Source organism: Robertmurraya siralis, from assembly GCF_005502275.1.
Lineage (GTDB): Bacteria > Bacillota > Bacilli > Bacillales > Cytobacillaceae > Robertmurraya > Robertmurraya siralis.
In genome coordinates, this window is the sequence record NZ_SWLZ01000006.1 from 48,295 (window position 1) to 61,870 (window position 13,576).

General features: G+C 38.7%; 13 protein-coding genes. 3 read left to right on the plus strand and 10 right to left on the minus strand.

Translation table 11 applies throughout. The features are described 5' to 3' along the window. The first annotated feature begins 3 nt into the window (after nt 1-3). On the plus strand, nt 4-234 hold the full coding sequence (locus FCJ93_RS09865) for an IDEAL domain-containing protein (RefSeq protein ID WP_095309915.1): 231 nt from the start codon (nt 4-6) through the stop codon (nt 232-234). 189 nt (nt 235-423) lie between these two features. Here FCJ93_RS09865 and FCJ93_RS09870 read toward each other — a convergent pair whose 3' ends face one another. From FCJ93_RS09870 to FCJ93_RS09880, 3 genes are all read right to left on the minus strand, one after another. Continuing rightward, nucleotides 424-1,704 carry a M48 family metallopeptidase gene (locus tag FCJ93_RS09870; protein ID WP_137743598.1) on the minus strand — a complete coding sequence of 427 codons (1,281 nt, stop codon included), beginning with the start codon at nt 1,702-1,704 and terminating at the stop codon, nt 424-426. A 236-nt stretch (nt 1,705-1,940) separates the two neighbouring features. Further along, a complete protein-coding gene (locus FCJ93_RS09875) occupies nt 1,941-2,246 on the minus strand; it encodes an AzlD domain-containing protein (RefSeq protein WP_095309911.1) in 306 nt (101 codons plus the stop codon). Beyond that, nucleotides 2,236-2,967 carry an AzlC family ABC transporter permease gene (locus tag FCJ93_RS09880; protein ID WP_137743599.1) on the minus strand — a complete coding sequence of 244 codons (732 nt, stop codon included), beginning with the start codon at nt 2,965-2,967 and terminating at the stop codon, nt 2,236-2,238. Before FCJ93_RS09880 ends, FCJ93_RS09875 begins: the two co-directional genes overlap by 11 nt. Nucleotides 2,968-3,070: 103 nt before the next feature. Here FCJ93_RS09880 and FCJ93_RS09885 point away from each other — a divergent pair, with 103 nt between their 5' ends. Then, a complete protein-coding gene (locus tag FCJ93_RS09885) occupies nt 3,071-3,622 on the plus strand; it encodes a helix-turn-helix domain-containing protein (RefSeq protein WP_095309907.1) in 552 nt (183 codons plus the stop codon). Between the two features lie 181 nt (nt 3,623-3,803). Here the strand turns inward: FCJ93_RS09885 and FCJ93_RS09890 are convergent, their stop codons facing one another. From FCJ93_RS09890 to FCJ93_RS09915, 6 genes are all read right to left on the minus strand, one after another. Then, nucleotides 3,804-4,598, minus strand: a complete 795-nt coding sequence (locus tag FCJ93_RS09890) for an ABC transporter ATP-binding protein (protein ID WP_137743665.1) — start codon at nt 4,596-4,598, stop codon at nt 3,804-3,806. Further along, on the minus strand, nt 4,573-5,601 hold the full coding sequence (locus FCJ93_RS09895) for an ABC transporter permease (RefSeq protein ID WP_137743600.1): 1,029 nt from the start codon (nt 5,599-5,601) through the stop codon (nt 4,573-4,575). Before FCJ93_RS09895 ends, FCJ93_RS09890 begins: the two co-directional genes overlap by 26 nt. Before the next feature lie 235 nt (nt 5,602-5,836). Beyond that, nucleotides 5,837-6,835: an ABC transporter substrate-binding protein gene (locus tag FCJ93_RS09900; protein WP_137743601.1), complete on the minus strand. Its 999-nt coding sequence runs from the start codon at nt 6,833-6,835 to the stop codon at nt 5,837-5,839. Between the two features lie 507 nt (nt 6,836-7,342). Beyond that, nucleotides 7,343-8,890: a fatty acid--CoA ligase family protein gene (locus tag FCJ93_RS09905; protein WP_137743602.1), complete on the minus strand. Its 1,548-nt coding sequence runs from the start codon at nt 8,888-8,890 to the stop codon at nt 7,343-7,345. 293 nt (nt 8,891-9,183) lie between these two features. Continuing rightward, nucleotides 9,184-10,173, minus strand: a complete 990-nt coding sequence (locus tag FCJ93_RS09910) for a lipoate--protein ligase (protein ID WP_095309897.1) — start codon at nt 10,171-10,173, stop codon at nt 9,184-9,186. 16 nt (nt 10,174-10,189) lie between these two features. Then, entirely contained in the window at nt 10,190-10,924 is a 735-nt protein-coding gene (locus FCJ93_RS09915; RefSeq protein ID WP_137743603.1) for an MBL fold metallo-hydrolase, read from the minus strand. A gap of 141 nt (nt 10,925-11,065) precedes the next feature. On the opposite strand from FCJ93_RS09915, the gene yhfH reads away from it, so the two are divergent. Continuing rightward, nucleotides 11,066-11,200 (plus strand): protein YhfH, encoded by a 135-nt coding sequence (gene yhfH / locus FCJ93_RS09920; protein ID WP_095309893.1) that lies wholly within the window; start codon nt 11,066-11,068, stop codon nt 11,198-11,200. A 190-nt stretch (nt 11,201-11,390) separates the two neighbouring features. On the opposite strand, the gene FCJ93_RS09925 is transcribed toward yhfH, so the two are convergent. Beyond that, complete coding sequence (locus FCJ93_RS09925; protein ID WP_137743604.1) at nt 11,391-13,544, minus strand: YhgE/Pip domain-containing protein; 2,154 nt, start codon at nt 13,542-13,544, stop codon at nt 11,391-11,393. Nucleotides 13,545-13,576 lie beyond the last annotated feature (32 nt).

Below are 13,576 nucleotides of genomic sequence, written 5' to 3' on the forward strand. Positions count from 1 at the left end.
TCGATGAAAGAAAAATTTTATCCAGAATTAATGAAGTCCGGTGCAATGAATCGCAAAAAAGAAGCATTCATGATGAACTTATACATCGATATGGTTTTATCGGAATCATTATTAAAGTCTGAAAAGGAAAAGTTGTTCCTACAAATTGATCAGGCAATTGATAAAAAAGATAAAAGCACCTTTCTTCAGCTTTCCACGCAATATATAGAACTCAAGCAAAGGTTCGGAACTTAGTACTTATGCTATTCTCCCCTCTCCAACTAAGCGGGGATTTTTTTAGCGCAAAACTATGTTTATAAAGAGGTAATTTTTGCTTCCTTCTCGCTTATCATCGGCAAAATACAAGCTGCGCAGCAAATCCTTCCAACTAAAAAAGAGCCCTAAACGGACTCTCTGCCCTTCGTATACGTGATACAACTTTCACTATTCTTCACTCTGTCTCATCTTTTCAATTTCATACTCCTCTATCATTGAAATGCGCTCAAGCATCGTCGGATGACCATAGCGGAAAATTTTCACTAAAAGCGGTGGATTCACTTGGCTTAGACCCGCTCTGCTTAACTCCTGAAAGGTCCCGATCCCGGCCTCCGTATTACCAGTCATTTCAATGGCATAGCGATCTGCTCTCATCTCCTGGTATCTAGAAACAAAATTGGAAACAGGGCTTGATACGAATAGGAGCATCGATAAGATCATCAGGAAAAGTGGAAAAGAGCGAATATCGTGCACTGCAGGAATTTTTAATGCTTCTCCCCACCTATTTACCGCATAATTCATAAGACGATAGGTTAAGTACAAGCCTACTAATGATAAAAGCAAATATCCAGCAATCCCAATATAGAGATGTTTTTCAACATAATGTGCCATTTCATGTGCCATAATAAATAAAATTTGTTCATCGTTTAAACGATTTAACGTCGTATCCCACAGCACAATACGGGAATTTGAGCCAATACCAGTGACATAAGCATTAAGGGCATTCGTTTTTTCTGCCATATTCACTTCAAACACATGCTCTGAAGGAATATTTGCTTCACTAGCAAGCTCTAATATCTTCGCTTCTAATTGTTTATCCTTTAATGGATAAAAATCATTATACAAAGGATCAATCACGACTGGTTGTAGAAACATTACAAACAGTGTAAACGGCACAGATAATAACCACGCGTACAACCACCATCTCTTTTGACTTTTTTTCATAAGCCAGTAGAGGACTGCAACGATAATAAACATCGTTCCAAAATTAATCCAAAAATCAATTAGCTCATCCTTCATCCATGATGAGAATGACTGTGTCGAAATATTATAAGACTTTGACAAAGAATAGCTAATATAACTTAATGGGAAAGTGGCTACAAATGCAAAAAAAGTAAGCCAAATCGTATATATTGCAGTCTGAATGATTTTATACTTTGAAGACTGCCCTGCCCATTTCTTAAAAGCACCTGAAAGACCTGCTAACAGCACAAATAAATAAAAGAGCCATTCAAAAGGCGTGCTCAAAAAAAATAATAAATTTCTTATTTTGGAATACTCCTCACTCAGCATGAGCTCCCGTCCATTTAAAAATGTGGCTGGATCTGCTTTTGAGCCTTCATATTCAAACGGCAGACTTGTATCAGCAAAATAGAATAAATACCAATAAAAAAACAGGCCATAAAGGATATAGGCAATAATTCCGTATAGACCAATTTTTCTCGCCATGTCACTCCCCCTTCACGTTGTTCAACGGGTATAATGGTACAACCCCTCTATTATCATTTTAGTAGCAAAAAAAACATTTAGAACTGAGACTTTTCTATTATCATCTCAAAATTTTCAAATCATACGTTAACGCCACGTAAAGGGAAACCATTTTTTTCATTAAAAACAGCATGAAAACGATTGTTAAGCATAAGGTAAAGTTTGCTTCCTCAAGCAATACGCGCCAAAAGCAAAAATTAAAAGAGCAAAGAATAGAGAGAAAGAACAGCGATCGAACCTAGGACGACAACAATCACATTTGCACCAAGAAAAGCAATGGCAAAAGCAACAGCCGCACCTAGCACTCCATACCAAATATCCTCTTGAATAAAAAGAATTCCAGGAAAAATAAGGGCTCCCAACGTTGCGTAGGGAACATTCCTTAAAATACCTTGAAGAAATTCAGGCAATTCTTTTCCACGAAAAAGAACAAATGGCAGCATCCTTGGAATAAAGGTAACCACACCCATGCCAATAATCATCCACATGATTTCACTGTTCATTTTTCACCCTCCTCTGTCTTCCCCTAATGAATACAACCCACTCCACAATGACCGCTGAGAGCAAAGTTGCACAGACAATTGCCCAGCCTGTTGATAAAGCATTGGTTATTGTAAAAACAGTATTAAAAATAGCTGCCAACACGGCCAAATATACGACTTTCAGCCCCTTCTTCATCGACGGAACTAACAATCCAACGAACATGGCATAAAGGGCAACCGACATTCCTTCCTGAAATGTTTTCGGCAAACTTGAACCGACCATATAACCAACTCCAGAAAAAATGCCCCAGCTTAAATAGGCAATCATATTTAGGCCAAACATATACCCTGCTGAAACAGTTCCTTCCTTCACAGCGGCTACCGAAAATGTTTCATCCGTTATGCCAAATGCGTACGCTGCCTTTGTCAACAGAGGTTCATCTTCACTCTTTTCATTCAATGAAGCTGACATTAAAAAATGACGAATATTAACGATAAACGTAGTTAAAATGATTTCAAATGTACCAGTTCCTAAAGTTAATAAACTTAAAGAAATATATTGAGCGGCCCCCGCATAGACAATCAAGCTCATGAGAAGAGTCTCTCCAAAGGATAATCCTGTTGTCTTCGCTAATAATCCAAACGTTAGAGCTACTGGAAAATAACCAATCGCAATCGTAATCCCCGCTTGAAATCCTCGTCTGAATTCAGTAGCCGATTTATTTAACACCATCTCTGACATATCTCCAACCTCCTCTTTATTGCAAATTTGCATAAATCTTCCGAAATTGATAAAATATATTATACATATGTGCGTTATATTATACAAGAGTATAGGAGGAAAAATGGAAAATATTCAAAAAAATATTGCGGATAATTTAAAGAGCATCCGAAAAAATCGCGGCTACAGCTTGGAGCAAGTCGGAGAATTAACGGGAGTTAGTAAAGCCATGCTTGGCCAAATTGAACGAGGGGATTCAAATCCAACTGTTTCAACCTTATGGAAAATTGCAAGAGGTTTGCAAGTTTCCTTTTCTTCATTAATGAAAGAGGAGGCTTCTAATGTTATCGTCGTCAAACAAAGCAACATAGTTCCTGTTACAGAAAGCAATGGAAACTATCGCGTTTACCCTATCTTTCCTTTTGATCCACGAAAAAAGTTTGAAATTTTCACCGTTGAAATCGAACCAGGGTGTACTCATCTATCTGAAAAGCATAACGAAGGCCTTGAAGAGTATATTACTATTGTCAGCGGTGAGCTTGAAATACTAATCGGCGACGAAAGCTTCAACCTGAACTCTGGTGACTCCATCCGCTTCCTTGCTAATAAAACACATACGTATAAAAATAACAGCAGCATGCTTACTACCTACCAATTGGTGATGCATTACCCGTAACATGCTAAAGTGCTGTCGCAATAAGTGACAGCACTCTTTAACTACATATTATATTGACTTGTTATTTTTTGGCTCATTTCCCCTCTCTTGCAGCTATGCTGAAAAGGCGCGTGAAATCTATCTTCGATTCGCACAAAATGAGCCAAAAATCGTTTATCAACAATATCGTTAAACAAAGCGATTAAATTAAAACCGCTCGATCATTGCTCATTTTTTCCCCACGGATGCGTTGGAACTCTTCCAAGAGCTTTTCTACTGTCAACTGCTGTTTTTGTTTCTCATCTGCCTGAAAAATAATTTGTCCTTTATCCATCATAATCAGTTTATTGCCCAGCTCCAATGCTTGCTCCATATTGTGAGTAACCATTAATGTTGTGAGCTTAAATTCATGAACAATTTCCTTCGTCAATCTCGTTATCAGCTCCGCCCGGGAAGGATCAAGCGCCGCTGTATGCTCATCCAATAATAAAATTTTCGGTTCCGTAAAGGTTGCCATTAATAAAGATAATGCTTGGCGCTCACCGCCAGAAAGAAGGCCGACTTTGGCCTCAAGCCGATTTTCTAAACCTAAATGAAGAATCTCAAGCTTTTCTTTAAAAAATTCTCGTTTCTTTTTCGATACACCGATTTTTAATCGACGAGAACGTGTCCTTGCATATGCAAGTGCTAAATTCTCTTCAATAGTCATCGATGGTGCTGTCCCCGCCATCGGATCCTGAAAGACCCGACCAATTAACCTTGAGCGTCTATGCTCTTTTTCCGTTGTCACATCATAACCGTCAATCTTTACAACGCCAAGATCCGGGATAAGCTTGCCGGAGATCATATTCATTAACGTCGATTTTCCTGCCCCGTTGCTGCCGATAACCGTAACAAAGTCACCTGATTCAAGGACAAGATTAATATGATCAAGGGCAATTTTTTCATCTGGTGTTCCTTCGTTAAACACTTTATAAATCTGTTTTAATTGCAGCAAGGCTTTCACCACTTTTCTCTTCATCATTCATTTTTTCCTTCGGTGCAAGCAATCTTTTTTTCTTCTTTTGCTTATCTCTTTGCCACTCAATCATTTTCGGGATAACGAGAGCAGAGACGACAATAAAGGCGGTAATAAGCTTCATATCTCCCGTCTCCAAAAATTCAACCCTCAGCGCAAGAGAAACAATCACCCGGTATAAAATGGCCCCACCAATCACGGCGAGAGTTGCTCTCACGATCGTTTTTGCACCAAAAACCGCTTCACCGATAATCACAGATGCGAGACCAATCACAATCATACCGATCCCCATCCCGACATCACTAAACCCACTGTACTGCCCTATTAAAGCTCCGGATAATGCAACAAGAGCGTTTGAGATTCCTAACCCCAGCACTTTCAAATGATCCGTATTAGCAGAGAAGCTCCGGATCATTGTCTCGTTATCACCCGTTGCCCGAATCGCCAAACCAATATCGGTTTTTAAGAATAGATCGATGAGCACTTTGACAATAAAGGCAAGAATGAGCATGATCACTAAAATTCCCCATGTTTTCGGAATAAAACTCGAAAGTCCGAGCGTATGGAAAAGAGACTGGATTGCATCATCAATTTTTAAGCTCTTCCAAAAATCAGTAAATTGGGTGAGAAGAGTTTCTTGATTTAACAAAGAAATATTCGATTTCCCCATAATTCTCAGATTGATCGAATAGAGGGCAATCATCATTAAAATTCCTGACAGCAAAGGATTAATTTTCCCTTTTGTGTGGAGAAGACCCGTTACACATCCAGCCAAAAAGCCTGCCACCATCGCTAATAGTGTTGCCAAGAGGGGATTCATTCCCCCCATAATAAAGACAGCAGCAACAGCTGCTCCAGTTACAAAACTCCCATCCACCGTTAAGTCAGGAAAATCTAATATTCTAAATGATAAATATACTCCCAAAGCCATGAGGGCATACATAGCACCCGCTTCGACAGAACCAAAGATTGCAGTAAACATAAAATCTCCCTTTCGAATAGAAAAGTGAAAGCGCCTCGCTCATCACCGTATAAACTGGGGAGAACCTGAAGTTTGAGAGGCGCTGGAACTAAACAAATCTAAAAATCTAAATTTATAATACTTACTTAATAACAGCAAGAAAAACGCAAGCTCATCACACTAGGGTGAGTCACTATGCTGAATCCTTTCATACAAACCAAGGGCTTCTCCATTTGTGGAAGCCCTGGATTGCTACCTACTCTAAAAATTGCGCAATATCGTTCCATTCTTCTTTCAATTCTACATTCATTTCCTCGGCAGCTTTTTTATTGATTACAAGCTTAACCTCTGTCGGATATTGTGCAGGAATTTCTCCTGGACTTTTTTCTCCTTTTAAAATCTCAACGGCCATTTTTCCAGCTTCGTAACCAATTGCTTCATAAGAAATCCCATATGCAGCAAAGGCTCCTTTTTCAACAGAATCTGTTTCGCCAACGAATAATGGAATATCATTGTCATTTGAAACTTGGATGACAGCGTCAAGGGCAGACACAACAGTATTATCAGTAATGATGTAAATGGCATCTACTTTCCCCATTAAAGATTCAGCGGCCTGTTTAACATCTGCAGAAGTGGCCACCGATCTTTCCACTAACTCGACGCTTGTTCCCTCCAACGCTTTTTTCATCTCGTCAATCTGGACGATAGAGTTTTGCTCACCGGTGTTATAAATTGTCCCAATGGATTTTGCCCCATAGTCTTCAACAATAAACTTAATCGTGCTTGGAATAGCATCTGGATACATATCACTTGTTCCGGTGACATTGCCACCTGGTTCTTCAAAAGATGTAATCAACTCTGCTCCAACCGGATCTGTTACAGACGTAAACACAATCGGAATATCAGTCGTTGCATTTAAAGCACTTTGAGCAGCTGGTGTCGCATTGGCAAAGATCAAATCGACTTGATCACCGACAAAATTGCTTGCAATGGCTTGTGCGTTTGGCATTTCACCTTGCGCATTTTGCTCATCATATTCAACTTTTAACCCTGCCTCTTCGAGCGCTTTTTTAAATCCAACCGTCGCTGCGTCAAGAGAAGGATGAGCTACGATCTGAGAAATTCCCACTTTATATGTTTTTTCGGAATCACCACTTCCGCCGTCCCCATTAGATTCCTCCGAAGAACCGCAGCCACTCAAAATAAGTGCTCCCATTATCCCAACAGCAGCTACTGTTTTTAATTTTTTCAACATTATTCTGTTCCCCCATTTTTATTTACTTTTCTGCTTTGAAGCTTTTATGCTTTCATGTACTAAATAACAATATTTAACTAGAATTATATAATTATCTTCTATATTATTTCAAGTGTTTTTGCATAAAGTTAAAAATTTTTTGAAAATAATATTTATCCATTTTTACTGCCATTTGCAATGAAAGCGATGAATGAGGTCAACACGATGCTTTGTTCCCTTTTCAAACAGCAAGAATTCCATGCGGAGGGAATGCCTGTTAGATGATTAAACTGCTTGGCGCAAGACGTAGAAACAGGTACTGAAAAGAACGGGCATTTACAAGATTTGTTACATGCCTTTATCAGCAATTTTTAACAAGCGCAACATAAAAAAGGCAGTTCAAATTCTCACTGCCTTTTATCCATTAATTTGTCTCAAAATATCGTAAAAAGAAGCTTTCCCGTGTTCGCTGCTTGCCTCATCAAATGCTTGAACCACAAAGCAATGACCCTTTACAGCTTAAGGTTTTCAACTTTTTAGCACTTGCTCTTTCAAAGCTCTGCGCAAAATCTTCCCAGTTGTATTTTTCGGGAGTTCTTGTAAAAACTCAATGAGAGTTGGTGTTTTATACTTTGCTAGATGTTCTTTGGCATAGCTTATAACCGCCTCTTCTGTTAAAGCTGGATTATTGCTTACTACATAAGCTTTCACTGCCTCACCTTGGTTCGGATCAGGAACACCGATGACCGCTGCCTCAACAATTTCTCGATGATTATATAACACTTCCTCAACCTCACGTGGATAAACATTGTAACCGCCTACAATAATAAGATCTTTTTTGCGATCAACAATATAGAAATACCCATCCTCATCCATCATAGCCATATCACCAGTATAAAGCCAGCCATCGCGAATCGTTGCTGCTGTTTCTTCCGGCATTTTGTAATAGCCTTTCATAACATTTGGACCACGAACAATTAATTCTCCAGAATGTCCGACAGGTACCTCTTCTCCTAACTCATTGACGACTTTATTTTCAACATGGACGATTGACTGACCGATAGAGCCTGCTTTTCTTGGACGATCCAGTGGATTAAAACATGTAACAGGTGCTGCTTCAGAAAGCCCATACCCCTCTGAAATGACAACTTTAAATTTCTCTTCAAAGCTCTTTAACAAAGCAACTGGCATCGCCGCCCCTCCAGAAATGCATAGTCGTAAAGACTGCAAATCTTTCGGATCACCTTCTGGATATTGATAAAGAAAATTGTACATCGTTGGAACCCCAGCAAAGACCGTAGCTTCATATTTTTTGGCCAGTCGAAAAATTTCCTTAGGACTGAACTTTGGATCGATGAGGAGCGTTGCCCCACTTAACAACGGGGCATTCAAGCAGACTGTTAAGCAAAAAACATGAAACATCGGCAATGTTGTAATCACTCGATCATCTTCATTCATATGAAGATAAATGCCCACATCCCTAGCATTCGAATAAAGGTTTTTATGAGTTAGCATAGCGCCTTTAGGCTTACCTGTTGTTCCCGAGGTATATAAAATAAGCGCCACGTCATCCTCATCAACCTCAGGTGCTCGAAAACTCAACTGTCCTAATGCAACAACTTCTGAAAACGATTTCAACTTTGAGTAGATCGATAATTGACTGTTACTAGTTCCTTTTCCCTGCGGCGTTTCACAAACAATATAATGCTCTACTTTTGGAAGCGTGTGATGCATTTTTTCTGCTAATGGTACTAATAAATCAAGGGCAATTACGGTGGTCACATCACCATTGTTCAAAATGTAGCCAATTTCGTCAGGCGTATAGATTGGATTAATCGGAATAACAGTTGCCCCAAGACGCAATGCCCCGTACATTCCAATGACAAAAAAAGGTGAATTCCCCAATAGCAAACCCACATGATCCCCTTTTTTTACCCCCAGCTTTTCCAATCCAGAAGCAAACTTTGTAATCGCCCCATCCAACTCTGCATACGTGCTTGGCTGATCTTCAAAATAATATGCTGGTTTATGAGGCACTCTTTTTGCCGTTTCATGCAGTTGAGAAGATAAATTCATCTACTCCATCCCCTTTGTTTATTGTGAAGAATTTCCCGAAAAAAACTTCATAGGATAACTAGGTGGAGCGTACCTTCATGCTGATTTCCATAAATTTGAGAAATGTTCACAAATTTTTAATAAATCACAAATATATTATATTAAAAGAAGATCACCTCTTCAATAGAAAACGCATACATAATCGAATTTTTAAAATATTAAAATAGAAAAACCTCCCCCTTTTTACCTTTTATTTATGCATAAAGAAAAATTAATTGTTTTTCTAAAAAAAAAACGATGCCCTATAGACATCGTTAATAAATTAATTGACTAAATTCTTCTTTTGTTATATTGCCAAAATAATGTTTAATATCGACATCAGCAAGGGCTTTATCGATTTCAGCTTTTTCGTAGCGTTTGCCAAGCAATTTTTGTTCAATATCTGCCACATCTCCTACGCCAAAGAAATCTCCAAAAATTTTGCAGTTTTCGATCATTCCTTTATTTACTTCTAAGCGCACATCGATGCTGCCGACAGGAAAACGGTGGGAATGCTGAAGATTAAATTTTGGCGACTTACCATAATTCCAATCCCAATTTTGATAGCGCTCCTTTGAAAGCTGATCAATATTCTCCCAATCTTTCTCTGTTAAAACATATTCCTGAATGTTTTCTTTGCTGCCGAAGATATATTCTAGCAACAAAGCCCGGAAATCCTCAATTGAGATTTTTTCATCAAGGAATTCTGAAATATTGGCAACCCTGCTGCGAATCGACTTTATCCCCTTTGACTCAATCTTATCCTTTTTCACCTTTAATGCTGCAACAACATTATCAATTTCCGAATCAAGCATAAGAGTCCCGTGGCTGAACATTCTTCCACGAGTAGAAAACTGGGCATTGCCAGAAATTTTTCTGCCTCCAACCACTATGTCATTACGACCGCTAAGCTCGGCATGAACTCCTAACTTATGAAGGGCTTGAACAACGGGTTCAGTAAATTTTTTAAAATTATGAAAAGATTCGCCATCGTCCTTTGTGATAAAACTAAAGTTCAGGTTTCCTAGGTCATGATAAACCGCACCTCCGCCAGATAATCTGCGAACAACTTTAATTCCGTTTTCTTCCACATAGTCTGTATTTATTTCTTCAATTGTGTTTTGATTTTTTCCAATAATAATAGAAGGCCCGTTTATGTAAAAAAGCAAATAGGTCTCGTTAATATCCAAATTTTTTAAAGCATACTCTTCAATCGCTAGGTTTATTTGAGGATCTGTAATCCCCTTATTATCTATAAACAACAATTTCTAAATCAACTCCTTATAAAGTTATAACCTTCCCAAACTGGGCTAATGAAACAGGACCTGCATAGATTTCCTGCGCTTCACTAACAAGATTCTCAAGATTTCCATATTGCGGCAAATGGGTCAAAATGACTTCTTTAACATTCGCTGATTGCGCCAAATTACCGACATCAATACTGTTCATATGGCCGGCATTTTTCCCATCTTGTCCCTTAAAAAAGTTGCATTCAGCAAGAAGCAAATCAGCCTTGTCCGAAAATGCGATAAACTCGTCTTTAAATGAGGTATCAGCAGTATAAACCAACGCCTTTCCATCTGCTTCAATTCTCATGGCAAAGCATGGGACTGGATGGTTCGTTCTTAAAAATTGAATCGTAAACGGGCCTATAGTTAAACGCTTTTGCGGATTATAGGCAATTCCTTCCGTAACCCCTGTATGGGTAAGCTTACTAAATTCCAGTTCATCTAATAGATGTCCATAGATCGGAAGCGTCGCCGGCTTCTCACCGATGAAACTTTTTATTAAACGAGCATGCTGCAATACCCCTATGTCGGCAATGTGATCAGCATGATAATGCGATATAACGACAGCATCAAGCTCCTCAGGCTCAACTAAATTTTGCAATTTGGCCAAAACCCCACTGCCACAATCGATCAGTAGTTTAAACTTACCATGCTCCAATAAATAGCCTGTACTCGCTTCATTTACCTTCGGATAACCGCCCCAAAAACCAATAATCGTCAATTTCATAAACCTACCTCCTCATAATGCCATTATATAAGATTTCACAAAAATAATAAAAAAACTGTATTGACACCTCAAAACTGTTATAATACAATTAAGATAATATTAAAACTGTTTCAAACACCTGAACCGAAGGAGGCTATAAACATGATTCAAAGCATTGTTGAATTTTTCAATAATTTGCCGGCAAAAGAGTGTAGCGACTGTGGTGTAAAGATCGAAGAACAGCACGAGTGTTATAGCAATAAATGTGATCATTGTCTAGGTGTTACAACTTTATAAAGCTTACGCTAATGGCACGTCGTTCAAACTAAGTATGGGTGACTGCTGTAGATTTAAGGAAAACTCTTTGACCATGATAATCGTTTTAATTCAATGTGATATTCGTTTTCTATCAAAATGCATCTGCATTTTGTTCCATAATCCCTTCCAAATTTGAAAGCCAGTTGTCATTTGACAACTGGCACTTTTTTTACTCTTTTACAAGTATTTCAAATTGACGTTTATGCTTAAGTTTAAAGTAAAATAGACTTCCAATAATAAATAAACACATAAACCCGATCAAAACAAATAAATTTTGCCACATAAATCCGTAATCACCGCTAGAAATAACTGCTTTTAAGCCTTGGACCGTATAGGTCATCGGCAGGAATGCATTAAAGTGCTGCAGGAATCTCGGAATTAATTCTAATGGAAAAGTTCCAGCACTTGTCGTTAATTGGAAAATCAAAATTAAAATCGCAATAAATCTGCCCGGATCGCCAAAGGCCGTTACAAAAAATTGAATTAACGCTACAAAGGTTAAGCTTGTAACAACAACAAACAATAAAAATAATGGTATGTTTTTCACTTCTAGTCCTAGAGCAGTCATTAAAACCGCTGCTGCAATCAAACCTTGAATAATGCCAATTCCTGAAAGGATCGCAAATTTACTTGCGAACCAGGTCCAGGCGTTTTTCGGAACTGCAGCAGGCTGCCTTAGCGGAAAAACAATGGAAAGCAAGAGTGCTCCAACGAATAAACCGAGTGAGATAAAATATGGCGCAAAGCCGGTACCATAGTTTGGAACTTCATTAATTTTTTCATCTTGAATATCAACTGGGGCTGCCATCATCTGATAAGTTTTATCATTAGCCTCGACAGTTGATGCTTCCTCTGCACCATCAGCTAGTTTATCGGCCAATTCACTGCTTCCATCTGCAAGTTCAACCGTACCATCTGCTAACTCTTTTGCCCCCTCCTCTAATTGACCGGCACCGATTGTAATTTTATCCGTTCCATCACTCAACTCATTTAATCCACTTGATAAAAGAGAAGCACCGCCCGCTAATTCGTTTGCGCCCGCTTTTGCCTCTGAAAATTTTTGTGCAAATGTTCCCATTCCAGATTGAAATTGTTTTTGACCCTCAACCATTTTCCTAGAACCTTCATGGAGAGCTTTGCTCCCCTCAGCAAGTCTGTGGACACCTGTTTCAAGCTGTGTTTGCTTCTCGGATAATAAAGTCAAATTACTTGAAAGGGTATCTGCCCCTTGCGAGATTTGTCCTGCCCCCTCAGCCAATTTTGAGGTACCTGCTGTTAGAGAGTTTAAAATCCCTTCTAATTCTTTTTGCTGAGCTGGCTCCAGCATAGATAATACTCCTTCAAGCTGCTGCTTGAGCATCATCATTCCGCCGCTTACATTTTTCGCTTCCGCCTGCCATGTATCCAAAGAGTTCGACAGGTGTGCTGCCCCTTGAGCAAGACCTGCTGTACCTTTTGTCATCTCAGGTATTTTCTGATCCATCTCTTCAATACCGGCTTTTGCTTCAGAGATTCCTTTCGCAAGCTCAGTATTCCCTTTGGAAATTTCTTGTGAAGCTGTTGTTAATGTGGAAAATCCTTTTTCCAATTCACCCAAACCTTCATTCAAAGATTGAACTCCAGTTGATAGATCCTTAGATCCTGAGTTTGCGCTTTTCATCCCTTCATTAAAGGTAATCGCTTTACTTGCTAATTCAGCAAGATGAGTATGCAGCTCATTCGTACCATCCTTCAATTGTTCAGAGCCATCGTTGATTTTTCCTGCACCGTCACTCGCTTCATTGAGACCGGATGCTAAATCCTCAATGTTAGAGAAAACAGTTTCTGCATAAGTTTCGGTAATTTTATCTGAAATGGAAGCTTTTATTTTTTCAATAGCTGTGCCACCAATTTGGGCTGCAAGGAAGTTATAGCTTTCATTTGGAACATAAATTAATTCGAGCTTTTGCGGCTCTTTATCCATTAATGTTGTTGCATTTTCAGAAAAGTTTTCTGGTATTTCCACAAGCAAATAATAGTTTTGCTTTTCAAGACCTTCATAACCCTCTTTTTTTCCGAGAAATTCAAACTTGAATTCTTCACTATCCTTTAATTTATCTACCAATTCATCCCCTAAATTTAAATCCTTCTCACCATAACTCGCCCCTCTATCTTCATTGACAATCGCGACAGGAAGATCTGCTAAATGCTCATAAGGGTCCCAAAAAGCCCACAAAAACATCCCGCTATAAAGAATTGGAATAAATAATATCGCAATCACAGGAATTAGCAGCTTTTTATTTTTTACTAAAGAACTTAATTCTGCCTTCATCAAATGTCTCATCCCCAACCTCCGTAATAATTGACCATTTTATT

Bases quoted from the DNA above. Each gene is read 5' to 3' on its own strand.
- FCJ93_RS09865 (WP_095309915.1), top strand. From the start codon at position 4: ATGAAAGAAAAATTTTATCCAGAATTAATGAAGTCCGGTGCAATGAAT.
- FCJ93_RS09870 (WP_137743598.1), bottom strand. From the start codon at position 1,704: ATGGCGAGAAAAATTGGTCTATACGGAATTATTGCCTATATCCTTTAT.
- FCJ93_RS09875 (WP_095309911.1), bottom strand. From the start codon at position 2,246: ATGAACAGTGAAATCATGTGGATGATTATTGGCATGGGTGTGGTTACC.
- FCJ93_RS09880 (WP_137743599.1), bottom strand. From the start codon at position 2,967: ATGTCAGAGATGGTGTTAAATAAATCGGCTACTGAATTCAGACGAGGA.
- FCJ93_RS09885 (WP_095309907.1), top strand. From the start codon at position 3,071: ATGGAAAATATTCAAAAAAATATTGCGGATAATTTAAAGAGCATCCGA.
- FCJ93_RS09895 (WP_137743600.1), bottom strand. From the start codon at position 5,601: ATGTTTACTGCAATCTTTGGTTCTGTCGAAGCGGGTGCTATGTATGCC.
- FCJ93_RS09900 (WP_137743601.1), bottom strand. From the start codon at position 6,835: ATGTTGAAAAAATTAAAAACAGTAGCTGCTGTTGGGATAATGGGAGCA.
- FCJ93_RS09905 (WP_137743602.1), bottom strand. From the start codon at position 8,890: ATGAATTTATCTTCTCAACTGCATGAAACGGCAAAAAGAGTGCCTCAT.
- FCJ93_RS09915 (WP_137743603.1), bottom strand. From the start codon at position 10,924: ATGAAATTGACGATTATTGGTTTTTGGGGCGGTTATCCGAAGGTAAAT.
- yhfH (WP_095309893.1), top strand. From the start codon at position 11,066: ATGATTCAAAGCATTGTTGAATTTTTCAATAATTTGCCGGCAAAAGAG.
- FCJ93_RS09925 (WP_137743604.1), bottom strand. From the start codon at position 13,544: ATGAGACATTTGATGAAGGCAGAATTAAGTTCTTTAGTAAAAAATAAA.